This is a genomic window from Rothia sp. 27098_8_29, assembly GCF_041432785.1.
GTDB classification, from domain to species: Bacteria; Actinomycetota; Actinomycetes; order Actinomycetales; family Micrococcaceae; genus Rothia; species Rothia mucilaginosa.
In genome coordinates, this window is record NZ_JAPWAI010000001.1 from 228,865 (window position 1) to 253,433 (window position 24,569).

29 protein-coding genes are annotated in these 24,569 nt (G+C 57.1%); 28 read left to right on the forward strand and 1 reads right to left on the reverse strand.

What is annotated here, in order from left to right; translation table 11 throughout:
* The first annotated feature begins 4 nt into the window (after positions 1–4).
* From rpmC to glmM, 28 genes are all read left to right on the forward strand, one after another.
* On the forward strand, positions 5–244 hold the full coding sequence (rpmC, locus tag O3649_RS00925) for a 50S ribosomal protein L29 (RefSeq protein ID WP_005504969.1): 240 nt from the start codon (positions 5–7) through the stop codon (positions 242–244).
* A complete protein-coding gene (gene rpsQ, locus O3649_RS00930; protein WP_005508401.1) occupies positions 241–513 on the forward strand; it encodes a 30S ribosomal protein S17 in 273 nt (90 codons plus the stop codon). The genes rpmC and rpsQ overlap by 4 nt, the downstream gene beginning before the upstream one ends.
* A gap of 473 nt (positions 514–986) precedes the next feature.
* The gene (locus tag O3649_RS00935) at positions 987–3,758 is read left to right on the forward strand and encodes an LPXTG cell wall anchor domain-containing protein (protein ID WP_371572346.1); all 2,772 of its coding nucleotides are present in this window, start codon (positions 987–989) and stop codon (positions 3,756–3,758) included.
* 956 nt (positions 3,759–4,714) lie between these two features.
* Entirely contained in the window at positions 4,715–5,905 is a 1,191-nt protein-coding gene (locus O3649_RS00940) for a YncE family protein (RefSeq protein WP_371572348.1), read from the forward strand.
* Between the two features lie 642 nt (positions 5,906–6,547).
* Entirely contained in the window at positions 6,548–6,919 is a 372-nt protein-coding gene (gene rplN / locus O3649_RS00945; protein WP_005504986.1) for a 50S ribosomal protein L14, read from the forward strand.
* A 3-nt stretch (positions 6,920–6,922) separates the two neighbouring features.
* Positions 6,923–7,258 (forward strand): 50S ribosomal protein L24, encoded by a 336-nt coding sequence (gene rplX / locus O3649_RS00950; protein ID WP_005504988.1) that lies wholly within the window; start codon positions 6,923–6,925, stop codon positions 7,256–7,258.
* Complete coding sequence (gene rplE, locus O3649_RS00955) at positions 7,258–7,818, forward strand: 50S ribosomal protein L5 (RefSeq protein WP_005505001.1); 561 nt, start codon at positions 7,258–7,260, stop codon at positions 7,816–7,818. Before rplX ends, rplE begins: the two co-directional genes overlap by 1 nt.
* 73 nt (positions 7,819–7,891) lie before the next feature.
* Positions 7,892–8,290: a 30S ribosomal protein S8 gene (rpsH, locus tag O3649_RS00960; RefSeq protein WP_005505003.1), complete on the forward strand. Its 399-nt coding sequence runs from the start codon at positions 7,892–7,894 to the stop codon at positions 8,288–8,290.
* 27 nt (positions 8,291–8,317) lie between these two features.
* Positions 8,318–8,854 (forward strand): 50S ribosomal protein L6, encoded by a 537-nt coding sequence (rplF, locus tag O3649_RS00965; protein ID WP_005505004.1) that lies wholly within the window; start codon positions 8,318–8,320, stop codon positions 8,852–8,854.
* A gap of 2 nt (positions 8,855–8,856) precedes the next feature.
* Positions 8,857–9,216 carry a 50S ribosomal protein L18 gene (rplR, locus tag O3649_RS00970; RefSeq protein WP_005505006.1) on the forward strand — a complete coding sequence of 120 codons (360 nt, stop codon included), beginning with the start codon at positions 8,857–8,859 and terminating at the stop codon, positions 9,214–9,216.
* A gap of 29 nt (positions 9,217–9,245) precedes the next feature.
* Positions 9,246–9,890, forward strand: a complete 645-nt coding sequence (gene rpsE, locus O3649_RS00975; protein ID WP_171840195.1) for a 30S ribosomal protein S5 — start codon at positions 9,246–9,248, stop codon at positions 9,888–9,890.
* A 2-nt stretch (positions 9,891–9,892) separates the two neighbouring features.
* Complete coding sequence (gene rpmD / locus O3649_RS00980) at positions 9,893–10,099, forward strand: 50S ribosomal protein L30 (RefSeq protein ID WP_004005265.1); 207 nt, start codon at positions 9,893–9,895, stop codon at positions 10,097–10,099.
* Between the two features lie 2 nt (positions 10,100–10,101).
* Positions 10,102–10,548: a 50S ribosomal protein L15 gene (rplO, locus tag O3649_RS00985; protein ID WP_005505008.1), complete on the forward strand. Its 447-nt coding sequence runs from the start codon at positions 10,102–10,104 to the stop codon at positions 10,546–10,548.
* Positions 10,549–10,829: 281 nt separating this feature from the next.
* A complete protein-coding gene (secY, locus tag O3649_RS00990; RefSeq protein ID WP_005505014.1) occupies positions 10,830–12,137 on the forward strand; it encodes a preprotein translocase subunit SecY in 1,308 nt (435 codons plus the stop codon).
* On the forward strand, positions 12,134–12,697 hold the full coding sequence (locus O3649_RS00995; RefSeq protein ID WP_005505015.1) for an adenylate kinase: 564 nt from the start codon (positions 12,134–12,136) through the stop codon (positions 12,695–12,697). Before secY ends, O3649_RS00995 begins: the two co-directional genes overlap by 4 nt.
* A gap of 120 nt (positions 12,698–12,817) precedes the next feature.
* Positions 12,818–13,657, forward strand: coding sequence for a type I methionyl aminopeptidase (gene map, locus O3649_RS01000; protein ID WP_371572350.1), 840 nt, complete (start codon positions 12,818–12,820; stop codon positions 13,655–13,657).
* A 119-nt stretch (positions 13,658–13,776) separates the two neighbouring features.
* Positions 13,777–14,991: a 23S rRNA (adenine(2503)-C(2))-methyltransferase RlmN gene (gene rlmN / locus O3649_RS01005; protein ID WP_005505017.1), complete on the forward strand. Its 1,215-nt coding sequence runs from the start codon at positions 13,777–13,779 to the stop codon at positions 14,989–14,991.
* Positions 14,992–15,277: 286 nt separating this feature from the next.
* Complete coding sequence (gene infA / locus O3649_RS01010; protein WP_005505018.1) at positions 15,278–15,499, forward strand: translation initiation factor IF-1; 222 nt, start codon at positions 15,278–15,280, stop codon at positions 15,497–15,499.
* Between the two features lie 124 nt (positions 15,500–15,623).
* Positions 15,624–15,737 (forward strand): 50S ribosomal protein L36, encoded by a 114-nt coding sequence (gene rpmJ, locus O3649_RS01015; protein ID WP_004005257.1) that lies wholly within the window; start codon positions 15,624–15,626, stop codon positions 15,735–15,737.
* 179 nt (positions 15,738–15,916) lie between these two features.
* Positions 15,917–16,285: a 30S ribosomal protein S13 gene (rpsM, locus tag O3649_RS01020; protein ID WP_005505026.1), complete on the forward strand. Its 369-nt coding sequence runs from the start codon at positions 15,917–15,919 to the stop codon at positions 16,283–16,285.
* A gap of 68 nt (positions 16,286–16,353) precedes the next feature.
* Positions 16,354–16,761, forward strand: a complete 408-nt coding sequence (gene rpsK, locus O3649_RS01025) for a 30S ribosomal protein S11 (RefSeq protein WP_005505028.1) — start codon at positions 16,354–16,356, stop codon at positions 16,759–16,761.
* A gap of 138 nt (positions 16,762–16,899) precedes the next feature.
* The gene (locus O3649_RS01030) at positions 16,900–17,892 is read left to right on the forward strand and encodes a DNA-directed RNA polymerase subunit alpha (RefSeq protein ID WP_005505031.1); all 993 of its coding nucleotides are present in this window, start codon (positions 16,900–16,902) and stop codon (positions 17,890–17,892) included.
* A gap of 105 nt (positions 17,893–17,997) precedes the next feature.
* Positions 17,998–18,651 (forward strand): 50S ribosomal protein L17, encoded by a 654-nt coding sequence (gene rplQ, locus O3649_RS01035; RefSeq protein WP_005505032.1) that lies wholly within the window; start codon positions 17,998–18,000, stop codon positions 18,649–18,651.
* Between the two features lie 174 nt (positions 18,652–18,825).
* The gene (gene truA, locus O3649_RS01040) at positions 18,826–19,791 is read left to right on the forward strand and encodes a tRNA pseudouridine(38-40) synthase TruA (RefSeq protein ID WP_371572353.1); all 966 of its coding nucleotides are present in this window, start codon (positions 18,826–18,828) and stop codon (positions 19,789–19,791) included.
* Between the two features lie 364 nt (positions 19,792–20,155).
* Positions 20,156–20,599 carry a 50S ribosomal protein L13 gene (rplM, locus tag O3649_RS01045; RefSeq protein WP_005505035.1) on the forward strand — a complete coding sequence of 148 codons (444 nt, stop codon included), beginning with the start codon at positions 20,156–20,158 and terminating at the stop codon, positions 20,597–20,599.
* Between the two features lie 32 nt (positions 20,600–20,631).
* Positions 20,632–21,123: a 30S ribosomal protein S9 gene (gene rpsI / locus O3649_RS01050; RefSeq protein ID WP_005505036.1), complete on the forward strand. Its 492-nt coding sequence runs from the start codon at positions 20,632–20,634 to the stop codon at positions 21,121–21,123.
* A gap of 178 nt (positions 21,124–21,301) precedes the next feature.
* Complete coding sequence (gene ppk2, locus O3649_RS01055) at positions 21,302–22,369, forward strand: polyphosphate kinase 2 (protein ID WP_049341783.1); 1,068 nt, start codon at positions 21,302–21,304, stop codon at positions 22,367–22,369.
* A 242-nt stretch (positions 22,370–22,611) separates the two neighbouring features.
* Positions 22,612–23,970 (forward strand): phosphoglucosamine mutase, encoded by a 1,359-nt coding sequence (gene glmM / locus O3649_RS01060; protein WP_371572355.1) that lies wholly within the window; start codon positions 22,612–22,614, stop codon positions 23,968–23,970.
* Between the two features lie 172 nt (positions 23,971–24,142).
* Here glmM and mscL read toward each other — a convergent pair whose 3' ends face one another.
* Positions 24,143–24,508, reverse strand: coding sequence for a large conductance mechanosensitive channel protein MscL (mscL, locus tag O3649_RS01065; protein WP_371572357.1), 366 nt, complete (start codon positions 24,506–24,508; stop codon positions 24,143–24,145).
* Positions 24,509–24,569: the final 61 nt, after the last annotated feature.

Here is a 24,569-nt window from a genome sequence, read left to right on the forward strand (position 1 = left end):
CGAGATGGCAGTAGGATCCAAGGACCTGAGCATCGATAAGCTCGCAGAGCTCTCCAACGAAGAGCTGGCTGCAAAGCTGAGCGAAGCGAAGAAGGAACTCTTCAACATCCGCTTCCAGGAAGTCACCGGTCAGGCTAACGCAGGTCGTCGCCGCACTATCAAGCGCGACATCGCACGTATCTACACCGTGCTGCGTGAGCGCGAGCTCGGTATTCGTCCCGCAACTGAAGGTGAGTCCAAGTGAGTGAAGTAAAGAACGAAGAGCGCGGCTACCGCAAGACCCGCCGCGGCTACGTTGTCTCCGACAAGATGGACAAGACCGTTGTCGTCGAGGTCGAGGACCACGTGAAGCACGCACTGTACGGCAAGGTCGTTCGCCGTAGCTCCAAGATCAAGGCACACGATGAGCAGAACGCTGCTGGCATCGGTGACCTCGTTCTGATTGCAGAGACCCGTCCGCTGTCCGCTTCCAAGCGCTGGCGTATCGTGGAGATCATCGAGAAGGCTAAGTAAGCTCTCTTCATGACTCTCTGCTAGAGCAGTAAAAGAGCCCCTCTCCTACTTCGGTAGGAGAGGGGCTCTTTGCTTTTAACCTTTGTACGGGGAAAACCGGGGCGGGCGCCCTATTGCACGGGCTAATAACAGGCGCTAAGACAACATTTGTCATAAATGTCTTGATATGTCATACGAGAAAGCAATATTTTTCTCTCGCGTTGATGGCGCAATCCATGAGTAGACGCTACTAGAGAAGAAAACGCATGTGGATGCGGAATTAGGGCGAAAAAATGAAAAGTAATACGTGAGTAAGGCGCCTGGGGACTGCGGAATCCGATGAGCAGCACTTGAAAACAACCTGATTAGGGACTTATTATCAACTTTATAGTTGCTTAGCATAACCTTTCCTAATAATTAGTCGGGTGGCTTTGCACCTTCCGGAGGTTGCACGACCTTTGGAGAAGTACCACTACACATCATTGAGGATCATCATGACTTCTTCACCCAAGCCCTCACGTAAGCTGCTCGCCATTGCTGGCGCACTTTCCGTTGTTGCAGGCTCTTTCGCTGCCGTTCCCGCTACCTTTGCGGCAAACGTCTCCGCATCCGTTCCCGGCGGGAACTCCCAGAGCTCCACTGAGGAATGCCGCCACATTGCAGTGAGTGCTACCCAGTACCAGGGCCTGCCCGGCCAGTACCAGCTTGCATACTCGGCAGCAACCTCCTCCCTCTACACTTCCTTCTCCTCCGGCCGCCCGCCGGTACTGACCGGTGGCGTCGGCACCTGGAACGTTGCATCCAACCCGAGCCTTGCCACTGTCTACCAGTTCCCGACCACCGACTTCACCGCACGTGGTGCTACCGCACCGACCGGTAAGCAGATCGAATCTCCCTACGGTATCGCCTACGACGAAGCAACCGGATACGTATGGGTGACCCAGACCCGCGTCAACAAGGTATCTGTCTTCGATCCCGCGACCAACAAGATTATCTGGAGTAGCGCAGAAGGCGACGTCAACCACCCCCGCGAGGTACGCATCGACCCCTCCAGCGGCAAGGTCTTTGTATCTGGCTCCGGCGGCATTAGTGTCTTCGACACCACTCGGCACGCCCTGGTCAAGAAGATTGAATTTACTGACGCCAAGGGCGAATCTGACATCGCAATGAACATGCACGTAGATTCCGCAGACGGCAAGCTTTACGTGCCCTCCTTGAGTGCCGGCACCGTGAAGGTAATCGACACCAAGAGCTACGAGGTTGAGAAGACCATTCAGCTGCACAAGGACAATGCTGGAGCCGACCTGAACGCCTCTGACGTCACTATCGACAAGTCTCTGAAGGAAATCTACGTCAGCTCCCAGGGTGACCGTAAGGGCACTAACTCCGGTATTACCGTTTACAATCTGGAAACCGGCGCTTACAAGAAGACCATTCCTTTCGGCTCTCAGGCTCTTGCGATCACCTCCGATGAAGCACGTGACCTGCTGTACGTGACCGATTACGGCACCGGCAATGTCGGTGTTGTTGATGCACGAACCGGCACCGTTGTTTCTCAGGTGTCTACCGGTGCGACCAGCGGCGCAAATGATGTTTTGGTCACTGCAGACGGCAGTGTATACGCTGTAGCACGCAGCATCGAAGGTGCTTCCGCTATCGAAACCGACTACACCATCGATAAGACCACCGGCGAATACCGCACCTCTAGCACCGAGCCCAAGGGCAAGGACAACGCAGACTCCCCGATTACTCCCGGCGTCATGGTGAAGATCAACACCACCGTTGAAACCACCGCGAAGCCTGCTGCACAGACTTCTTCTGAAGAACTGGTGAAGACCTACGCCGACGGCGCTAAGCTCTACGCCGTGAAGGACTGGACCACCGGTGAAACCCTGAAGCTGCGCGGTGAAGGTTTCAAGACTCAGGACGGTTCAAAGGGCTCCGTACTCGCAGTCAAGCTGAACAAGGGCCGCATCTCCGCGAAGGAAGAGCCGAAGTTCAACGGTGCTGAGGGCAACAGCGCAGGTGTTTGGGCGTACATCCAGGCAGATGAGAACGGTAATTTCACCGCTGAACTGCCGTACCCGACCACCGAAAACTCTAACCTGACGGAAAACCTGAAGAGCGGCGATAAGGTTTCGGTCTTCCTGCTCTCCGGCTCCATTGTTGAAGGTGACACTCCTCGCGGTGGTGAAGCGCTCTCCGCAACTGTTGCAGAGAAGAAGGCAGACACCGCTGAGACCTGCGCACCGGCAGAAACCACCCAGGTCTCTGCTGCTCCCTCTGGCGTGACTACCACTTACCCCGCGGGCACTAAGCTGAGCCTGCCTGATAGTGATGCGCCCACTCCTGCTCCGAGCGAGTCTGCTAAGCCTGAGCCGACCACCCCGGCTCCGAGCGAGTCTGCTAAGCCTGAGCCGACCACCCCGGCTCCGAGCGAGTCCGCAAAGCCCGAACCCAGCACCCCGGCACCCTCCGAAAGCGCAAATTCCAATGAGGTTGTGCACGAGTACAAGGACGGCGCTAAGGTCTACTTCCCCAAGACCTGGGACGGCCAGAAGCTGACCTTCCGTGGTGAAGGCTTCAAGACTCTGGACGGTAAGGGCTCCGTTATCGCCGTCAAGCTGAACAAGGGCGCTATTTCCGCGAAGGAAGAGCCCAAGCTCGAAGGCGTTGAAGGCAATAGCGCAGGCATCTGGGCATACATCAAGGCGGACGAAAACGGTAACTTCACCGCAACCATCGACCGCCCCACCGTGGCAAACTCTAACCTGACTGAAGAACTGAAGACCGGCGATAGCGTTGCTATCTACCTGCTCTCCGGTTCCTTGGCAGAGAACGATAACGTACGTGGTGGCGTTGCCGTAGAGTACACCTTCAGCGTTGAAAACCAGGCACCTGCGCCGAAGGTTTCGGAGCCGAAGGCATCCGAGTCGGCTAACGCACCTGTAACTAACCCCTCTGCAGCGCCTTCCGCACCGGCAGAATCCAAGGAACAGGTAAAGGAAAACGCTAAGGACCAGTCCAAGGCTCCCGTGGATTCTTTGAACTCCGAGACCCAGAAGAAGGACAACGCTGCTCCGAAGACCTCCGGATCTTCGTCGCAGAACGTCACCTCTTCCAGCAATGGCTCGACCTCTTCGAACTCCTCGAAGTCTTCACTGGCTAACACCGGTGCTTCGGGCGTCGTCATTGCAGCCGGAATTGGTGTTCTTGCACTGGTTGTTGGCGCAACCGTGCTGGTAGCACGTCGCCGCAAGGCATAGTCCCGTACCCCACGGCAGCCCACGATACTACCGCTCGGTAGTAGCTAAAGAGGCAGAGCGGGATCTACTAGATATTCAAGAACCCGATTGACTCTCTGAAACTGCCGATACACATTGAAAGGGGCGGTACCCATCGAAGCGATGGGTACCGCCCCTTTCAGTTTGCATATATGCCTGTTATATAGGCGGAAGGCCTAGACCAGGGTTAGAAGTAGCAGCTGGGGATGGGGAAGGGAATGAATGAGAGAAAAGGGGGAGGCGCCCCCTCTGCACTCGCTCACCCATATTTGACGATTTAACAGCCCCAAAGAATGAAATGTAGGGTTCTAGCGCCTCAGATATAAAGAAAACCCGCACCGAAGTGCGGGTTTAGTGTCAAAGCGAGGTTCGGTCCCTAGACAAACGGATTAGCGAGGAAAAAGGGACCCAAGAAATCTGTCCGATAAGGACCGAACCTCTTATTTGACGCATGCGTCTCTTCTATTATGGTACATCTCGTTGATTTTCGCACCTTGAAGCGTGTTTATTACCAAAAAACTTGATTTTTGAAAAAACAACCCTTAATTTCTAAATTTTTAAGCAGATTTTTTCGGAACGCTGCTTTGAGGGGCTCAGAAGTGACGAAATATTACGAAATCCATGGCTCTAGACGCCTCAGGATAAGCTTATAAACTCTATAATCTGTCAATATCTCTAGATAGATGTCTTTTGTGCTGATTATATGCAGACTGCAAAGTTTTCGTTGAGTAAATCCACCTCACTCAGATCCCGGGGGAGAGCAATGAGTATTGCCGATATAGGGTATCTTGGCCACGAACGGCGCAGCGCATGGACTACGCCAGAAAAGCCTCAAAGTGGTGGGTGAAGCGTAAGATATATAACAGAAAGCTCCGGATGCTAAGCCCGCAAAATATGAGGTGAGCTAGCCTCCAACCTACACAACTCTGGAGATATCTATGGTTCCCTCAGCCTCAGGAGAAGAACAGAAGAGCACCCTGGGCGCCAACCATTTTTCTGTGGATCGTTCTGCGGGGCTCGCTGGGCAGTATCAAGTGGCATACAACCCCGAAGAGAACGTTCTTTTCGTAAGCGGAAGCTTTAATCACACGAAGACCCACGGTACTCTCTGCGCAACAATCGCACGCATAAACGCAGATACCCTGCAGATTGAGAAGACGGCTGTTCTGCCTGCTATCCCGGAAAATAACCCCGGGTTAGAGAACCTCTTCCAAATCCAGGCTGCCTACGGTCTAGCAGCAGACAACGAGCGGGAGCTTCTCTGGACCGGAGGAACCCGCACAAACTCGGTATCCGCATACTCCCAAAAAGACCTAGCACTCGTATGGGATTCTCTCGCTCTAGGAGTGGAGATGCTAATTCCGCGTGAGCTATATGTTGCACCCAGCGGTGCCGTACTCGTGACCGGAATGGGTGGTTACCAGGTAATCGCTGCACCTAACGCAGAAGGAGAACACACGGTTAGCTCTCTTCAAGGGGACGGTCCCGCTATGCTACTAGGACCCGTAGCTGATGAAGCTCGTAGCCGCCTGTACATCCCGAATATTATGCGAGATGAAATCTGGGTTGTGGACATGAACACCTGGGGGCTCGTACGTAGGCTACCCGTAACTGGCGGGGAAGACGCCAATGCTCCAATCGGTGTTCACGGTGTGGAGATTGATTCAACGCGCGGCGAACTGTATGTCTCTGCACAGGGGCGCGAGGGTAAAAACGGCGGTCTATATGTTCTGAGTTTTGAGGGCGAACACCTCGCTTATCTTCCATTTGGCAAAATGCCCACCGATATCTTGCTCGATGCAGAACGCCAGCTGCTCTATGTTGCCGATTTTGGGGGCAAGGGAGACCCAGCCGCTGCTGGCGGCGGAACTGTTACCGTCGTTAACACGCTCAATCGAACCATTGTTGAGACTCTGCAGGTAGCCCCAACCCGTATTAATCATCAGGTCCTGTTGAAAGATGGGAGCGTCGTCGTTATTGATAAGGCAGGGGACTACTCAGCAGTTATGGTTCCCTACGTGCTGGATGCGCACTCCGGTGAATACTATGAGGCGGCGGAGGAGTCTCGCCCCGGAGAAACTCCTCGCGCTATCGTTCGTGACGGTATTGCGAAAGTGTATGTGCCTTAGCTGCTGAGTGGAGAGTGGTAGGCGTGCTGTACTCTAGTCCGGTATGCACGTTTACGAGGAGTGGAACCTCTGGGATCTCTCGCCAGCCCTGCGGCAAGTCTGTCGTGGGGGCATATTAAAACGTAGTAAAATATAAATATCTACCATCCTTGTTTGACACATTGTTTGGTAGATTTCTCGAGGCCCCTTCAGTTTCTTATGCGTCAGGAACTACACGAAGGGGCCTCCTGCTTTAAGTGTCAAATAAGCCGCCTTCTCGCTCGGTGTTGATGTGGGGTATGAGGTTTTTGGTCTCCGATACATGCATTGTCTTGGTGAATAGGGTAGTGGAGACCGAAATCATAGTTAACAAGCCCTTGCGCTACATACCTGCTTCCTGTACAGTGTTAAGACTGTGTGGCTGTATCCAAATAGCCGCACAACCACGGGCTTCTCGTGCCAGTGCATAATGCCGCTACTTACGGGTGGGATACGCCCGCTTCACGCGGGTCCAAATGCTTCTGGCATGGGTTTGCCCCAGGCGTTTCCGCTAACCCCTTCCACAGAGATGGGGCCCGGGGCGTCAACCAATCCCGTAAAAATGTTCCGCAAGGCTGGCTCGCGCCTAAAGCGAGTCGGAACCGGCGAGACGACAGGAGAAATATGATTCAGCAGGAGTCGCGACTGAAGGTCGCCGACAACACTGGTGCGAAGGAAATCCTGACCATCCGTGTTCTCGGTGGTTCCTCGCGTCGCTACGCAGGCATTGGCGACATCATTGTCGCAACCGTCAAGGATGCAATTCCCGGCGGTACCGTAAAGAAGGGTGACGTTGTCAAGGCAGTCGTCGTCCGCACCAAGAAGGAAACCCGTCGTCCCGACGGCTCCTACATCAAGTTCGACGAGAACTCCGCAGTGATCCTGAAGAACACTGATGGTGATCCCCGTGGTACCCGTATCTTCGGCCCCGTGGGTCGTGAACTTCGCGACAAGAAGTTCATGAAGATCGTTTCGCTGGCTCCGGAGGTGCTCTAATTCATGGCTAAGATCAAGTCCGGCGACCTGGTTCAGGTTATTTCCGGTGCAGATAAGGGCAAGCAGGGCAAGGTTCTGAAGGTTCTCCCCAAGGAAAACCGCGTGATTGTTGAGGGCGTCAAGGTCGTCACCAAGCACACCAAGGCTAACCCCCTGACCGGCGCAGCAGGCGGCATTCAGAAGGTTGAGGCACCGATCCACGTTTCTAACGTTGCGATTGTTGACCCCGAGACCAAGAAGCCGACCCGTGTTGGTTTCCGCCTCGAGACTGTAGAGCGTGACGGCAAGGAGCGCACCGTTCGCGTGCGCGTTGCTAAGCGTTCGGGTAAGGACATCTAATGACCGAAACCAAGATCACCCCCCGCTTCAAGACCAAGTACGCTGAGGTCGTCGTTCCCGCTCTGCAGGAAGAGTTCAAGTACGAGAACGTCATGCAGACCCCGAAGATCGTTAAGGTCGTCGTAAACATGGGTGTCGGCGAGGCAGCTCGCGACGCAAAGCTCATGGACGGCGCAATCCGCGATCTCACCGCAATCACCGGTCAGAAGCCGATTGTTACCCGCGCTAAGAAGTCCATCGCACAGTTCAAGCTGCGCGAAGGTATGCCCATTGGTGCACACGTCACCCTGCGTGGCGACCGCATGTGGGAATTCCTGGACCGCCTCGTCACCCTGGCACTGCCCCGAATCCGCGACTTCCGCGGCCTCTCGGACCGCCAGTTCGACGGTAATGGTAACTACACCTTCGGTCTGACCGAGCAGTCCATGTTCCACGAAATCGATCAGGACTCGATCGACCGCGTGCGTGGTATGGACATCACCGTGGTGACCTCCGCGAAGACCGACGAAGAAGGCCGTGCAATCCTGAAGGCACTGGGCTTCCCGTTCAAGACCAACTAACGACTACGTTGTAGGTCCAGACCCCGTTACCGCGGGGTAGGGAAACCACAACGAGGAAGGGCTAAAGCCCACAATGACTATGACTGATCCGGTCGCAGATATGCTGACCCGTTTGCGTAACGCAAACTCCGCATACCACGACACCGTATCCATGCCCTACTCCAAGCTGAAGGCTCGCATTGCAGAGATCCTGAAGGCTGAGGGCTACATCGCCGACGTGAAGGTTGAGGATGCAAAGGTCGGCAAGACCCTGACCCTCGTCCTCAAGTACGGTCCGTCCCGCGAGCGTTCCATCGCTGGCGTGCGTCGTATTTCCAAGCCGGGCCTGCGTACCTACGCAAAGTCCACCAACCTGCCCCAGGTTCTGGGTGGCCTCGGCATCGCAATCCTGTCCACCTCTTCGGGTCTGCTCACTGACAAGCAGGCAGCGAAGAAGGGCGTGGGCGGCGAAGTCATCGCTTACATCTGGTAGTCGGTTAGAAGAGAAAGGAAGAGAATAATGTCACGTATTGGACGTCTCCCCATCTCGGTTCCCGCCGGCGTTGAGGTTAAGGTCGATGGCAACCTGGTCACCGTTAAGGGCCCGAAGGGCGAGCTCTCCCACAAGGTAGCTTCCCCCATCACCGTGGCTCTGAACGAAAACGAGATCGTTGTATCTCGTCCGAACGACGAGCGCCTGTCTCGCTCGCTGCACGGTCTGACTCGTACCCTGATTCAGAACCTGATTATCGGCGTTACCTCCGGCTACGAGAAGAAGCTGGAAATCGTTGGTACCGGTTACCGTGTGACCCCGAAGGGTAACGACCTGGAGTTCGCTCTGGGCTACTCCCACCCGATCAACATCACCGCTCCCGAGGGTATTACCTTCGCAGTGGAGGGTGCTAACAAGCTGACCGTGTCGGGTATCGACAAGCAGCTCGTTGGTCAGGTTGCAGCAAACATTCGTGGTCTGCGTAAGCCCGATCCCTACAAGGGTAAGGGTGTTCGCTACGCAGGTGAGCACATCCGCCGCAAGGTCGGAAAGGCTGGTAAGTAAACATGGCTATCAAGTCGAAGGCAGCGCAGCGTGCACGTCGTCACGCTCGCATCCGCAAGTACGTTTCGGGTACCGCTGCGCGTCCGCGCCTGTGCGTCACCCGTTCGACCCGTCACATGTTCGTTCAGGTTATCGACGATGTCAAGGGCGTAACCCTGGCATCCGCTTCCACCATGGAAGCAGAGCTGCGTGCAGCTGACCTGGACAAGACCGCTAAGGCAAAGCGCGTTGGTGAGCTCGTTGCAGAGCGCGCCAAGGCAGCTGGTGTTGAGGCAGTCGTGTTCGACCGCGGTGGTAACAAGTACCACGGCCGTGTTGCAGCCGTTGCTGACGGTGCACGCGAGGGAGGTCTTGCACTCTAATGAGCGAGCAGAACGTAAAGGAAACTCAGGTGAGCGAAGCAGTAGTAGCTGAAACCGCTGAGACCTCCAACCAGCGCGAGGAGCGCCGCAACAACCGCGGCGAGCGTCGTGGCCGTGGTGAGCGCCGTAACAACCGCGCTCGCGAGGAGGAGAAGGACAAGTACATCGAGCGCGTTGTGACCATCAACCGCGTTTCCAAGGTCGTCAAGGGTGGTCGTCGCTTCAGCTTCACCGCACTGGTCGTCGTTGGTGACGGTAACGGCCTGGTCGGCGTTGGCTACGGTAAGGCTAAGGAAGTTCCCGCAGCAATCTCCAAGGGTGTCGAGGAAGCAAAGAAGAACTTCTTCCGCGTTCCCCGCATCGAAGGCCGCACCATCCCGCACCGCGTGCAGGGTGAAGCAGCTGCAGGCGTTGTGATGCTCCGTCCGGCAACCGCTGGTACCGGTGTTATCGCAGGTGGCCCCGTGCGTGCAGTACTCGAGTGCGCAGGCATTCACGATGTGCTGTCCAAGTCGCTCGGTTCCTCGAACCAGATCAACATCGTTCACGCAACTGTTGCAGCACTCAAGGAGCTTGAGGAGCCCCTGGCAGTGGCAGCCCGCCGTGGCCTGCCCACCGATGAGGTTATCCCCAGCTACCTGCGCAACACCAAGTCTGAAAAGGCAGGTGCGTAGTAATGGCCAAGCGTATTCAGCCCAGCGACGCAAAGCTGGAAATCACCCAGGTCAAGTCCTATGTTGGTCAGAAGCAGAACATGCGCGACACCCTGCGTTCCCTGGGCCTCAAGCGCCCCGGCAACAAGGTAGTCCGCACTGCTGACCCCGTCACCGTTGGCATGGTTAACACCGTTGCTCACCTGGTGAAGGTTGAGGAGGTCAAGTAAAGATGGCAGAAGCTATCAAGATTCACGATCTGCGCCCGGCACCGGGTGCCCACAAGGCAAAGACCCGCGTTGGCCGCGGTGAAGGCTCCAAGGGTAAGACCGCAGGTCGCGGTACCAAGGGTACCAAGGCACGTTACCAGGTTCGTGCAGGCTTCGAAGGCGGCCAGCTGCCGCTGCACATGCGCCTGCCGAAGCTGCGCGGCTTCAAGAACCCCTTCCGCACCGAGTACCAGGTTGTTAACCTGGACCGCATCCAGGAACTGTTCCCCAACGGTGGCGACGTCACCGTCGAGGCACTGGTTGCTAAGGGTGCCGTTCGCAAGAACGAGCTCGTGAAGGTTCTGGGCAACGGCGAAATCTCCGTCAAGGTGAACGTTGTTGTCGACAAGGCATCGGCTTCTGCTATCGAGAAGATCGAGGCCGCTGGCGGTTCTGTAACCGTTAAGTAGTCTTCAAGACTAGAAAGCCCCCGTCCGTACACTGTACGGCGGGGGCTTTCTGCTGCTCGAAAAGACTCACAACAGGGGTATATTCCTGTATTCGTATATTTGAACGCTTGGTGCACGCCACATTTAGTGTTCAAAAATCACGCTAAGAGAATATAAAAGCTACATAATCTGCTAGGGAGTTATCGTTACCCGCTCCAAACACGATAGACTGGAAGATGTGTTTACTGCGCCCTAAAACTCCTTGAGAGGGATGGGCGCCCCATAGACTTACAGGAGGACATGTGCTGAGCGCATTCGGGCGAGTCGTTAAGACCGCCGATTTGCGGCGTAAGCTGCTGTTTACCCTGGCAATGATTGTGCTGTACCGCGTGGGCACTTTCATCCCCGCGCCAGGCGTTTCCTACGGAAATGTACAGCAGTGTCTGAACGCCAATGTTACGAGCGGTGGCGTCTACGATATCGTCAACCTCTTCAGTGGTGGCGCACTGCTGCAGCTTTCGATCTTTGCCCTCGGCGTGATGCCGTACATTACCGCGTCCATTATCATCCAGCTGCTGCGCGTGGTCATCCCGCGATTCCAGGAGCTGCACGATGAAGGCGCGCAGGGTCAGGCAAAGCTCACCCAGTACACCCGCTACCTGACCATCGCTCTTGCTCTGCTGAACGCAACCACCATCGTCTCGATGGCGCGCTCCGGCGTTCTGTTGGGTAACTGCCCTGGCATCATTCCCCAGGACGACGTACTGCACATCCTGCTGATTATCGTCACCCTGTGTGCGGGTACTACCGTCATCATGTGGATGGGTGAGCAGATTACCGAGCGTGGCGTCGGCAACGGCATGTCCCTGCTGATCTTCACCTCCATCGCTTCCTCCTTCCCGAGTGCTCTGGGCTCCATCCAGCGCACCCACGGTTGGGGTATCTTCGCAGCTGTCTGCGGCATCGGCCTGCTGGTCATGCTCGCTGTGGTCTACGTGGAACAGTCTGTTCGCCGTATCCCCGTACAGTACGCAAAGCGCATGATTGGTCGACGCACCATTGGTGGCACCAGCACCTACATTCCGCTGAAGGTCAACATGGCAGGCGTGATCCCCCTGATCTTCGCCTCCTCCCTGCTGACCCTGCCCGGTCTGATTGCCCAGTTCAACACCCCCACCGACGGCTCCACCCCGCCGGACTGGGTTAACTGGATTAATGCATACCTGGTGCGCGGCGATCACCCGCTGTACATTGCTCTCTACTTCTTCATGATTATTGGCTTCGCGTACTTCTACGTGGCGGTCACCTTCGACCCGGTAGAAGTAGCGGACAATATGAAGAAGTACGGTGGCTTCATCCCCGGTATCCGTGCCGGTAAGCCCACCGAGCGTTACCTCAGCTACGTACTCAACCGAATTACGTTGCCTGGCGCACTTTACTTGGGTGTAATTTCCATGATTCCCCTGGTAGCGCTTATCCTATTCAACGCAAACCAGAATTTCCCGTTCGGCGGCGCCTCGCTGCTGATCGTGGTGGGTGTTGGTCTTGATACTCTCAAGCAGATCAACGCTCAGCTCCAACAACGAAACTACGAAGGACTGCTCCGATGAACCGTCTGCTCATCGTCGGCCCTCCCGGTGCAGGTAAGGGCACCCAGGCCGTCAAGATCGCTGAAGCACTGAAGATTCCCGCGATTTCCACCGGTGATATCTTCCGCAAGAACATCAAGGAAGAGACCGAGCTGGGCAAGGAAGCGAAGTCGTACATCGACTCCGGTAACCTGGTTCCCGACTCCGTCACCAACAACATGGTGCGCGCACGCCTGGAGGAAAGCGACGTCGTCAACGGCTTCCTGCTCGACGGCTACCCCCGCAACACCTCCCAGGTGCACGAGCTGGACTCCATCCTCGAAGCCAAGGGCGAGAAAATCGACCGTGTTCTCCTGCTGGTTGCAGACAACGACGAACTCGTCGAGCGTCTGCTCAACCGCGCAGCAGAACAGGGTCGCACCGATGACAACGAAGAGGTCATCCGTCACCGCCTGAAGGTCTACGAAGAAGAGACTGCACCGCTGATCGCAATCTACCGCGAACGCGGCATCGTCAAGGAAGTTAACGGCCTCGGCGAGATTGCTGAAGTCACCGAGCGCATCCTCGACGCTCTGAAGTAATCTTCTGCTGTACCCCCGCAATTTGAGGTGCATGATGCATCACAAAGACTTGCGGGGGTACAGTGCTGTCTGTAGAGTTCTAAGCTTGGGCGTACTGCCCCCCATACCTAAGGAGCCAGAATGGCACGAGTCGAAATCAAAACCAATGCACAGCTTCAGCAGATGGCTCGTGCAGGCGTCATTACCAGCCGTGCACTCGATGCGGCAGTGGCGGCAGCCCGCCCAGGCGTAACCACCGCAGAGGTGAACGCCGCCTTTGAGCGCACCATGCTGGAGCTGGGTGGCACCTCCAACTTCTACGGCTACTACGACTACCCGGCGACCGTATGCACCTCCGTCAACCACGAGGTCGTTCATGGTATCCCCGGCGACTACGTTCTCAAGGACGGCGATATTCTCTCCATCGACGGTGGCGCATACGTCATCGACCCCGCCACCAATCGCCAGTGGCACGGCGACTCGGCACGTACCGTGCTGGTCGGTGACAATGTGAGCGAAGCCCGCGCGGAACTCTCCGCCGTCACTCGCGAGGCAATGTGGCACGGTATCGCTGCTCTGGCAACCGCAAAGAAGGTCGGCGAAATTGGCCTTGCCATCGAAGCGTACGTGACCGAAGAATATGGCGACAAGTACGGCATCATTGAAGACTACGTAGGCCACGGTATCGGTTCCCAGATGCACATGGCACCGGACGTACTGAATTACGCAGTACGTGACATGGGCCCGAAGATTAAGCCTGGCATGGCTTTCGCTATCGAACCGATGCTCGTCACCGGTTCCATCGAGACCAAGGTACTCTCTGACGACTGGACCGTTGTGACCGTTGACGGTTCCGATGCATGCCAGTGGGAGCACTCCGTTGCTGTGCACACCGACGGCATCTGGGTTCTGACCGCAGAAGACGGCGGCGCCAGCGAACTTGCTCGCTTTGGCGTAACCCCGGTTCCGATTCCCGCCTAAGCCCCCCCCTAGGGGGAACCCACCTTTAGCTGCCCCACCTCCATCCGAAGAAACCGGCGAATCCGGTCCGGTGCGTGACAACGCATCCGAAAGCATCCACATCACAAGGAAGAAGCTCCATGAGCGAAACTCTCAATAGCGGCGAGGCAACCGCACCCGCTGCGACCAAGGTGCCGGTTGAAATCTCGAACGTTCGCCCCGCACCCGGCCAGATTGCCCTGAAAGCGCCGCGCCGCGCGAAGCCGCCCAAGCACATCGCTGACTTTGATATGGCTGGCCGCCGCGAATTTCTGAAGGAACTGGGCTACCAGTCGTTCCGTGCGTCCCAGCTGTCTAAGCACTATTTTGAGCGTCTGGTCACTGACCCCGCTGAGATGACTGACCTGCCGGCTAAGGATCGCGAGCAGATGGTTGCTCAGGCGATGCCCCAGCTTCTGACCCCGGTCCGTACCCTCGAGGCTGACGGTGGCGACACCCTGAAGGTTGTGCACCGCCTCTTTGACGGTGCGCTCATTGAGTCTGTCATCATGCGCTATGACAACCGCGTGACCATGTGCATTTCTTCGCAGGCTGGCTGCGGTATGAACTGCCCCTTCTGTGCAACCGGTCAGCAGGGTTTGACCCGTAACCTGTCCACCGCAGAAATTGTGGAGCAGGTCGTAGCTGGTGCCCGCTACCTGAAGCAGATGAAGGGCCTGGAAGAAGCAGAAGGTGGCTCTGAGGATACTCGTCCGCTGCGTGTCTCGAACATTGTGTTCATGGGTATGGGCGAGGCGCTCGCTAACTACAAGGCAACCATGGGTGCTGTGCACCGTCTGATTGACCCTTCGCCCGAGGGCCTGGGTATTTCTGCTCGCGGTCTGACTATGTCGACCGTGGGCCTGGTGCCGGGTATTCGCAAGTTTGAGATGGAGAAGCTGCCCATTACTTTGGCTCTGTCTCTGCACGCTCCGGATGATGAACTGCGTGATGAACTGATTCCGATTAACCAACGATGGAAGGTTGATGAGACCCTGGACGCTGCGTACGACTACTACCGTACGACCGGCCGCCGCGTCTCCATCGAGTATGCGCTGATTCGCGATATTAACGATCAGGGTTGGCGTGCGGATCTGCTGGGCAAGAAGCTGGCTCAGCGCGGCCGCGGCTGGGTGCATGTGAACCCGATTCCGCTGAACCCGACCCCGGGCTCGAAGTGGACGGCATCCCGTAAGGGCGTTGAGCAGAACTTTGTGGAGCGTCTGCGTGCCCACGGTATTCCGACGACTATTCGTGATACTCGCGGTTCCGATATTGATGGTGCATGCGGTCAGCTGGCTGCTAAGGAAGACTAAGCGGCTGAGCTTTGACCGATAAACGGTGCCCCTTTCCCGAGGAGGGAAGTCCTTAAGACTTTCTCGATAGCGGGGGAGGGGCTTCTTCCTTTCAAACCTTAAGTGCCTGATGTCATAAAAATCACGGTTGTTTTTCCATGGTCTTTGCCGTAGAGTTAACAGTTGGTTGTTTGTGCCAGTGTTAAGTGCGCCTTAAAACGCCCTAGCACCTCACCGCGGTGAGCTCACAAACAGAAGATACATTTGCCCGCCGCACCTGCGACGGGCACCGACGTTAGCGGAGGATATGGCTAAGAAAGACGGCGTCATCGAGATTGAAGGCTCTGTGGTTGAAGCTCTGCCCAACGCGATGTTCCGTGTTGAGCTGGATAACGGCCACAAGGTTCTCGCACACATCTCGGGCAAGATGCGTCAGCACTACATTCGCATCCTGCCTGAGGACCGAGTAGTAGTGGAACTGAGCCCCTACGACCTTTCCCGAGGTCGTATCGTCTACCGTTACAAGTAAACCCGAGATAAACGTCGCCCCTGGCGGCGTTTAAATCGTGTTCAAAGGGATAACGCAGTTCCCCAACGTAAGTGAGGGAACCTCTTATCTCGCCAGTAATCAAGTTGCAATCAAAAGGAATGCGATGAAGGTCAAGCCGAGCGTTAAGCCGATCTGCGATAAGTGCAAGGTGATCCGCCGTCACGGTGTGGTCATGGTGATCTGCGAAAACCCGCGCCACAAGCAGCGCCAGGGCTAATCCCTAGTAGCTGATTTCATAGCCGCCCTGTAAGGGGGCGGAATTGTCATAGGCACCGCTCCGAAGCAACGCCAACGAGGCGCCTTCGGATACCTCCGGACTCAGAGGCCGGGGACCGGGTCAGAACAACCCGGGCAGTGATGCTATAGACCTCTGGAAAACAACAAGGAGAAGCCAGTATGGCACGTCTCGCTGGAGTTGATATTCCCCGCGAAAAGCGCGTGGAAGTTGCTCTCACTTACATCTACGGCGTGGGCAAGACCCGTGCACACGAAACCCTCGCTGCTACCGGCGTCAACCCTGACACCCGCGTCAAGGACCTGACCGACCAGGAGCTCGTGGCACTTCGTGACTTCATCGAAGGCAACTACAAGGTTGAAGGTGATCTTCGCCGCGAGGTTGCAGCTGACATCCGCCGTAAGGTTGAAATCGGTTCCTACCAGGGCCTGCGCCACCGCCGCGGCCTGCCGGTTCACGGTCAGCGCACCAAGACTAACGCACGTACCCGCAAGGGCCCGAAGCGTACCGTCGCAGGTAAGAAGAAGTAAGCAACGTTGCTCTGTTGGATATCTCTATCCGACCAACGTATTAGAAAACCTTTGTAGGAGAATCAAAAATGCCTCCCAAGACTCGCGCTGCGGCAGCTCGTAAGACCAACCGCCGCAAGGTTAGCAAGAACATCGTTGCTGGTCAGGCTCACATCAAGTCGACCTTCAACAACACCATCGTCTCCATCACCGATCCCACCGGTGCAGTGATCTCCTGGTCCTCCGCTGGCGACATGGGCTTCAAGGGCTCCCGTAAGTCCACCCCCTACGCCGCACAGCTGGCTGCTGAGGCTGCTGCAAACCGCGCCAAGGAGCACGGCGTCCGCAAGGTTGACGTGTTCGTCAAGGGCCCCGGTTCCGGTCGCGAAACCGCAATCCGCTCCCTGCAGGCTGCAGGCCTCGAGGTCGGTTCGATTCAGGACGTTACCCCCGTTGCACACAACGGTTGCCGTCCCCCGAAGCGCCGCCGCGTCTAATTAGGTCCCTGACCTAATCCCTCGACGGGTACGCTCCACGGAGCTGTACCCGGAGAGTACAGACACCCGTCTGCTTCCTAAGATATGTTTTCCCCAACCTGTGGGCTCATATAGCGGAGCTCACCGAAAGGAAACAAAGTGCTTATTGCACAGCGCCCCACTCTGACTGAAGAGGTCGTAGCGCCCAACCGCTCGCGCTTCACCATCGAGCCTCTGGAGCCCGGTTTCGGCTACACCATGGGTAACTCCCTCCGCCGTACTCTGCTGTCCTCCATCCCCGGCGCCGCTGTTACCAGCGTCCGCATTGATGGCGTACTGCACGAGTTCAGCACCGTTCCCGGCGTGACCGAGGACGTCACTGAGATTATCTTGAACATCAAGAAGCTCTCCATCTCTTCTGAGAACGACGAGCCCGTCGTGGCCTACCTGCGCAAGCAGGGCGAAGGTGAACTGACCGCAGGCGACATCGAGGTTCCCGCTGGCGTGGAGATCCACAACCCGGAACTGCACCTGGCAACCCTGAACGCCTCGGCAAACTTCAACGCTGAGCTGGTTATCGAGCGCGGTCGCGGCTACGTGACTGCAGCTCAGAACAAGGTCGGCGATGGCGAGATTGGCCGTATCCCGGTTGACTCCATCTACTCCCCGGTTCTGAAGGTTACCTTCAGCGTGAACGCGACCCGTGTTGAGCAGCGCACCGACTTCGACAGCCTGACCCTGGACGTCGAAACCAAGGAAGCCATCGCACCGCGTGACGCCGTTGCTTCTGCAGGCAGCACCCTGGTCGAGCTCTTCGGCCTGGCACGTGAGCTGAACATTGCAGCTGAGGGTATCGAAGTTGGCCCGTCGCCCGCCGACGAGTCCATGGCCGCTGATCTGGCACTGCCGATCGAGGACCTGAACATGTCCGTCCGCTCCTACAACTGCCTCAAGCGCGAGGGCATCCACACCGTGGGTGAGCTCGTGACCCGCAGTGAAGCTGACCTGATGGACATCCGTAACTTCGGTGCTAAGTCCATTGACGAGGTCAAGGCAAAGCTCATCGAGCTCGGCCTGGCCCTGAAGGACTCCCCTCCCGGTTTCGAGCCTGCTGCACGCCCGCTTGATGACGAAGACGGTTCCGGCGAATAATTTCGACCGAATAGTTCACCCGGTTCCACCGGGATCAGTCAAACTTGATTCCCTAAGAGGCTCCGCTGCTGGGGCGTTAGGGAACGCAACTATGGAGATTTAACTATGCCTACTCCCACTAAGGGTCCCCGCCTCGGCGGTTCCCCGACCCACGAGCGCCACATGCTCAACAACCTGTCGGCGCAGCTGTTCCAGCACAAGCGCATCACCACCACCCTGACCAAGGCAAAGCGCCTGCGTCCGGTGGCAGAGCGCTTCATCACCTTCGGTAAGAAGGGCGACCTGGCTGCTCGCCGTCGCGTGCTGCGTTCCATCACCGACAAGTCCGTCGTGCACGAGCTCTTCACCGTTATTGCTCCGGCAATGGCAGAGCGCCCCGGTGGTTACACCCGCATCATCAAGATCGGTAACCGTAAGGGTGACAACGCTCCCATGGCAGTCATCGAGCTCGTCATGGAGCCCGTTGCAACCAAGGGTGCAGTTGCTGAGGCAACCAAGGTTGCTGAGAAGGCAGCTGAGGCTCCCAAGGCTGAAGCAGCCGAGGGCCTGCCCGCAGGTTCCCACGCACCCCTGGAGTCCGGCGAGGCTCCCGAGGGCTTCGAGGTTAAGGGTAACGCCGATTCCATGAAGTACCACGTGCCCGGTTCCCGCTGGTACTCCAGCACCAAGGCTGAAATCTGGTTCGACTCCGCTGAGTCGGCAGAGGCTGCAGGTTACGCCCCCGCAGGTGGCGCAGCAGCACAGAAGGTTTCCGAGTAATACGGATCCCAGCTGATTTAGGCTAAGCCTAAAATATATCAATCCGCCGTCCACTGCTGTGGGCGGCGGATTGGTGTATCTGCATACTTAACGAGGAGACGGTTCTTTGCGCATTCGCTATACAAGAGCCGGCCCGTATTCTTCAACCGTCCTTTACCGCTGAAAGGCACACCAATGCATAACGCTACTGCTTTAGAGAACCGTGAAGAACAGCCCTTCACTGCTACGCACCGCGTGCGAATTGATTGTGCCTACGACGGTTCTCTTTTTAGCGGGTGGGCTGCCCAACCGAACCTGGTTACCGTGCAGGGGGTCATTGAGAACGCCCTTGAACTGATTTTGCGGGCGCCTCACCGCGTGGTGGTCGCAGGCCGAACCGATGCCGGTGTGCATGCGGAAGCCCAGACTCTGCATTGCGATCTGAACGATGAGGATTGGACTCGCCTGCAAGGTCGAACTGGGGAGGACGACCCGACGGCTGCCCTGGGCCGCCGCCTCACCGGCGCTCTTCAGCGTTGTCTTTACGATGCGGAAGAGCAGTTGAACTTGCCGAAGAACGTTCGCGGTATTCTGCAGGGTGCTATTCAGATTCACCGCGTGAGCGAAGTTTCTTTCGAATTTGATGCGCGTTTCTCGGCTACCGGTCGCCGCTACGTATATCGCATTGCAGATGGCGCGGCGAACGGTCTTAATCCTCTGCACCGTACCTACACCTGGGCGGTACCTGAGCACCTGGATTGTGCTGATCTTAACCAGTCAGCGCAGCAGCTACTCGGTCTGCGTGATTTTCTCGCCTTCTGCAAGCCGCGTGAAGGCGCGACCACGATTCGTGAGCTGCGAGAACTTAGCTTCACTCGTACTGAAAGTGGCCTTATTGAGGTGCGTGTGGTGGCTGATGCCTTCTGTCATCACATGGTGCGTTCACTTGTGGGTGCGTTGGTGCTCTACGGCACGGGTAAACGTGACGCGGCCTGGTTGCGTGAGCGGATCAAGAACCCGGGACGCGAGGCTTCGCTGACTCTGGCGCCTCCGCATGCTCTGGCACTAGCTGAGATTTACTACCCTGCCCCAGAGCTGTATGGAGAGCAGGCGAAACGTGCTCGAGCAAAGCGCGAGGACCACGAAGCACAGAGCGCTTAACGCCCTGTGCATATTGAGCTCCGTCATGTTGCTCATGCGCCGTGAAGCGTCGCGGGGGAGCGCAACTACCTCAGGTGAATTACACGGATGGAATTTAAAATGTGTTTAAGACAAAAAAGCCCTATTTTTAAGGCTTCGGCGGTGGATTAAGCACTCGACGTCCTGTATAGTCTTGATATGTTGTGCGTGTTCTACCCGAGCGCGCTCTAAATCGCTGTCTAGTTGCAGGACGTTAAGGCGGTCTAGAGTACGGGCAGAACGGGCGGCAGCTCGGTCCTCACCCGGGTGTTCGTCATGCACGTAAGTAAAAGGCGCGATACCCAACTAAGCGCCGTATGTACATTTCGAGACAAAGGCCAATATTTTGCGCACTTATACTCCCAAGCCCGGCGAAGTCGAGCGCCAGTGGCACGTCATTGACGCCACCGACGTTGTTCTCGGCCGCCTCGCAAGCCAGACCGCTATCCTGCTGCGCGGTAAGCACAAGCCGACTTTTGCTCCCCACGTTGACACCGGTGACTTCGTTATCATCGTGAACGCTGAGAAGGTCGCCCTGACCGGTGCAAAGCTCGAGCAGAAGCGTGCATACCGCCACTCGGGTTACCCCGGCGGTCTGAAGTCCGTGAACTACGCAGAGCTGCTTGAGACCAACCCCGTTCGTGCGGTTGAGAAGGCTGTTAAGGGCATGCTGCCCAAGAACAAGCTTGCTGCACAGCAGCTCAAGAAGCTGAAGGTCTACGCTGGCCCCGAGCACCCGCACGCGGCACAGCAGCCCAAGACCTACGAATTCAACCAGGTCGCCCAGTAATTCGGGCCTACGAAGAAACAATAGGAGAAATCGTGGCTCAGAACGAAGAGCAGATCGTAGTCGAGGAAGAGCTGACCAGCTACACCTCGGAGTCCGCTGCCCCCGCAGCGGCTAAGGCAGCACGTCCGGCACTGACCGTTGCAGGCGCAGCAGTTGGTCGCCGCAAGGAAGCAGTAGCACGCGTTCGCGTTGTGCCCGGTTCCGGCAACTGGACCATCAACGGTCGTAGCCTGGAAGACTACTTCCCCAACAAGCTGCACCAGCAGGACGTCAACCAGCCCTTCAAGCTCCTGGAGCTCGAGGGTGCATACGACGTCATCGCACGCATCAACGGTGGTGGCCCCTCCGGTCAGGCAGGTGCTCTGCGCCTGGGTATCGCTCGTGCACTGAACGAGATCGACCGCGAGAACAACCGCCCCGCACTGAAGAAGGCTGGCTACCTGACCCGTGACGCACGCGTCATCGAGCGTAAGAAGGCTGGTCTTAAGAAGGCACGCAAGGCTTCGCAGTTCTCCAAGCGTTAATCGCTGGTTTTTCCGAAGCGTTACGCCCCGCTTCTCCCTAGGAGAGCGGGGCGTTTTGCGTATCTACTCACCGTGAGCGTTACAAGGTTATAGGGTGCATATAACTGTTACGTTTGTTCATCGAAGAGCACACCGGTAGAGTTAAAGAGTCAAAGCAGACAGGAAGAAAAGAGTACTCATGGCAGAGCAGAATCCCTCCACCCAGCCCGAAAAGAAGGCAGTGGAGGCTCCTCAGACTGAAGCCCACCAGCACGCCGCTGAAGGCGCACACGCACACACCGGTTCTGAGAAGAAACAAGCCATCAAGGAAGCCCTGAAGCCCCAGGCACGCCGCACCTCCGTTGTCGAGGACTACTCGGCAGAGCTGGACGAAATGGCTTCCCTCACCCGCGCCCTCGGCAAGGACAAGAAGGACGACGAAACCTCGCAGGCATGGAAGAAGGGTTACCCCTACGACACCAAGCTCAGCCGTAAGGCATACGAGAAGGAAAAGCGTGCCCTGCAGATTGAGCTGCTGAAGCTGCAGCTCTGGGCTAAGTCCACTGGTCAGAAGATTCTCATCATCTTCGAAGGCCGTGACGCAGCAGGTAAGGGTGGCTCCATCAAGCGCTTCACCGAGCACCTGAACCCCCGTGGCGCTCGCGTTGTGGCACTGGAGAAGCCGACCGATATCGAGCAGACTCAGTGGTACTTCCAGCGTTACATCAAGCACCTGCCCTCCGGCGGCGAAATCGTCCTGATGGACCGCTCCTGGTACAACCGTGCCGGCGTTGAGCGCGTTATGGGCTACTGCACCCAGGCGCAGTACTTCGAGTTCATGCGCGAAGTTCCGGACCTGGAGCGCATGCTGGTGAACTCCGGTATCCACATCATCAAGTTCTGGTTCTCCGTCACCCGCGAAGAGCAGCTCGCACGCTTCACCTCCCGCCGTACCGACCCGGTTCGCCAGTGGAAGCTTTCTCCCACCGACCTGGCATCCCTGGATAAGTGGGACGACTACACCGCGGCAAAGGAAGCAATGTTCTTCTACACCCACACCGGTGACGCCCCCTGGACCGTTATCAAGTCCAACGACAAGAAGCGCGCACGTCTGGAAGCAATGCGTTACGTGCTCTCCCAGTTCGACTACCCCTCCAAGGACGAGGCAGTCGTGGGCGAGCTCGACTCGCTGATCGTTCGCTCCGCATCACACGTCTTCGAGGACGAGTCCGGTGACTCCCCCGACGGCTTCCCCGTCGTCAAGTAAGCGTTGAGAGATAAGGGAGAGTAACAACTCAACCTTGCGGCGGTATAACCGCTAAACAGCTTGCCCTGTGAAGGTGCCTGCCTCTCTTTTCCCTCTCTGGGAACTGAGAGCAGGCACCTTTGCGCGTCTACAGAAACATTAGCTATGAAGCAGATATGTAGCCGCTGAAAATCACTTTCTGATTCTGAAGAAAATACGGTGTATACGCCTGAGGAGAGTTATGCGCATCGTAAAATAAAAGGGTGACTGAACGACTTTTTGGAACCGACGGCGTACGCGGTCTGGCAAACGATGTAATTACTCCCGCCCTGGCTATGGAGCTCGCGCAGGCGGCCTCTATTGTGCTGGGCTTTGACACGGTAGAAGAGGGTGTACGCCCCCGTGCCGTGATCGCAAATGACTCCCGATCCTCTGCAGACTTTATTGTCTCTGCGATGAAGGCTGGCTTCGCTAGCGCAGGTGTTGACGTGCTGGACGCCGGCATTGTCCCCACCCCCGCAGCAGCTTACCTGGTGGCACACACCGGTGCTGACTTCGGCGTGATGATTTCTGCATCGCACAACCCCGCAGCGGACAACGGCATTAAGTTCCTGGCCCGAGGCGGCCAGAAGCTGGAAGACTCCGTTGAGGACGCCATTGAGCGCGTCTACCGTGAGAAGTCCTTCCGCTACCCGACCGGTGGTGCTGTGGGTACCGTCAAGCCCCTGGAGAACGGTACCGAGGCTTACGTGAAGCACCTGGTCTCCACCCTGCCCGAAGGCAAGCCCCTCGCAGGCAAGAAGATTGTTCTGGACTGCGCAAACGGTGCGGCATACGCAGCATCTCCCGCAGCTTTCGAAGCGTTGGGTGCAGAGGTTATCGCACTGGCTGTAGAGCCCAACGGCACCAACATCAACGACGGCGTGGGCTCCACCCACCCCGAGAAGCTGCAGGCAGCAGTCGTTGAGCACGGCGCGGACCTCGGCATCGCCCACGACGGCGACTCCGACCGTTGCCAGGCAGTTGATGAAAAGGGCAACCTGGTAGACGGCGACCAGATCATGGCTATCCTTGCTGTTGCCGCTAAGCGCGAAGGTAAGCTCGCAAAGGACACCCTCGTCGCAACCGTGATGAGCAGCCTGGGCCTGGAGCTGTACCTGCGCGAGCACGGCATTACCCTCGGCCGCACCGCTGTGGGTGACCGCTACGTCCTCGAGTCTATGCGCGAGCACGGCTACAACCTTGGCGGCGAGCAGTCCGGCCACGTTATCATGAGCGACTACGCAACCACCGGTGACGGCGTTCTGACCGGCATCCAGCTGGCTGCAGAGGTGGCTCGTAGTGGTCAGACCCTCTCGGAGCTGGCATCCCGCATGCAGCCCACCCCGCAGCGCCTGATCAACGTCAAGGGCGTTGACCGTGCGGCGGTCAAGACCAACGAGGCGCTCGCTACCGCTGTGAGCGGGGCTGAAGGCGTACTGGGTGAGAGCGGCCGCGTGCTGCTGCGTGCATCCGGCACTGAGCCTCTGGTTCGCGTGATGGTTGAGGCTGCAACCCAGGAGCAGGCTGATGAGGTTGCTCAGCAGCTGGCTGACGTCGTGGCTAAGGAATTGGCACTCTAAACGTATTCTTCCGGTGCGAAGACCGCAGTGGAGGATAGAGAAGGGCTGGGAAGGTGTTACCTTCCCAGCCCTTCTTCGTCATCTTGAGCGGGCGTAGGGGATGAGGATACGGAAAACCCCCGTATCCACAGGGATACGGGGGTTTGAAAGTTAGTGTTAGAGAGCAGAGAAATTACTTCTTTGCCAGAGCGTCGCGGATCTCCTTGAGAAGTGCAATCTCGGTCTCTTCCTCTTCCTCAGCCTTGTTCTTTGCTGCCAGCTCGGTCAGCTTCTGAACGGGCAGAACAACTGCGAAGTACACAGCAGCTGCGATCAGGATGAAGTTAACAACAGCGGTCAGGAACACGCCAACCTTGATCTGGTCAAAGACCAGGAACTCGTCGAAGTTGGGGGACTTCACCAGCATCGAGATAGCGGGCATCAGGACGGACTGGACGAGTGCGTTCACCACAGCGGTGAAGGCGGTACCCATGATCAGACCAACTGCGAGGTCGATGACGTTACCGCGGATCAGAAAATCTTTAAAACCCTTAAGCATGAGATATAGAATAGCGCCTTTTCACCTCAGAAAATGCCATATTCTGAGAAAATTTTCACTG

Coding starts and splice junctions, on each gene's coding strand:
- rpmC (WP_005504969.1), top strand. CDS start 5: ATGGCAGTAGGATCCAAGGACCTGAGCATCGATAAGCTCGCAGAGCTC.
- O3649_RS00935 (WP_371572346.1), top strand. CDS start 987: ATGACTTCTTCACCCAAGCCCTCACGTAAGCTGCTCGCCATTGCTGGC.
- O3649_RS00940 (WP_371572348.1), top strand. CDS start 4,715: ATGGTTCCCTCAGCCTCAGGAGAAGAACAGAAGAGCACCCTGGGCGCC.
- rplN (WP_005504986.1), top strand. CDS start 6,548: ATGATTCAGCAGGAGTCGCGACTGAAGGTCGCCGACAACACTGGTGCG.
- rplX (WP_005504988.1), top strand. CDS start 6,923: ATGGCTAAGATCAAGTCCGGCGACCTGGTTCAGGTTATTTCCGGTGCA.
- rplE (WP_005505001.1), top strand. CDS start 7,258: ATGACCGAAACCAAGATCACCCCCCGCTTCAAGACCAAGTACGCTGAG.
- rpsH (WP_005505003.1), top strand. CDS start 7,892: ATGACTATGACTGATCCGGTCGCAGATATGCTGACCCGTTTGCGTAAC.
- rplF (WP_005505004.1), top strand. CDS start 8,318: ATGTCACGTATTGGACGTCTCCCCATCTCGGTTCCCGCCGGCGTTGAG.
- rplR (WP_005505006.1), top strand. CDS start 8,857: ATGGCTATCAAGTCGAAGGCAGCGCAGCGTGCACGTCGTCACGCTCGC.
- rpmD (WP_004005265.1), top strand. CDS start 9,893: ATGGCCAAGCGTATTCAGCCCAGCGACGCAAAGCTGGAAATCACCCAG.
- rplO (WP_005505008.1), top strand. CDS start 10,102: ATGGCAGAAGCTATCAAGATTCACGATCTGCGCCCGGCACCGGGTGCC.
- O3649_RS00995 (WP_005505015.1), top strand. CDS start 12,134: ATGAACCGTCTGCTCATCGTCGGCCCTCCCGGTGCAGGTAAGGGCACC.
- map (WP_371572350.1), top strand. CDS start 12,818: ATGGCACGAGTCGAAATCAAAACCAATGCACAGCTTCAGCAGATGGCT.
- rlmN (WP_005505017.1), top strand. CDS start 13,777: ATGAGCGAAACTCTCAATAGCGGCGAGGCAACCGCACCCGCTGCGACC.
- infA (WP_005505018.1), top strand. CDS start 15,278: ATGGCTAAGAAAGACGGCGTCATCGAGATTGAAGGCTCTGTGGTTGAA.
- rpmJ (WP_004005257.1), top strand. CDS start 15,624: ATGAAGGTCAAGCCGAGCGTTAAGCCGATCTGCGATAAGTGCAAGGTG.
- rpsM (WP_005505026.1), top strand. CDS start 15,917: ATGGCACGTCTCGCTGGAGTTGATATTCCCCGCGAAAAGCGCGTGGAA.
- rpsK (WP_005505028.1), top strand. CDS start 16,354: ATGCCTCCCAAGACTCGCGCTGCGGCAGCTCGTAAGACCAACCGCCGC.
- rplQ (WP_005505032.1), top strand. CDS start 17,998: ATGCCTACTCCCACTAAGGGTCCCCGCCTCGGCGGTTCCCCGACCCAC.
- truA (WP_371572353.1), top strand. CDS start 18,826: ATGCATAACGCTACTGCTTTAGAGAACCGTGAAGAACAGCCCTTCACT.
- ppk2 (WP_049341783.1), top strand. CDS start 21,302: ATGGCAGAGCAGAATCCCTCCACCCAGCCCGAAAAGAAGGCAGTGGAG.
- mscL (WP_371572357.1), bottom strand. CDS start 24,508: ATGCTTAAGGGTTTTAAAGATTTTCTGATCCGCGGTAACGTCATCGAC.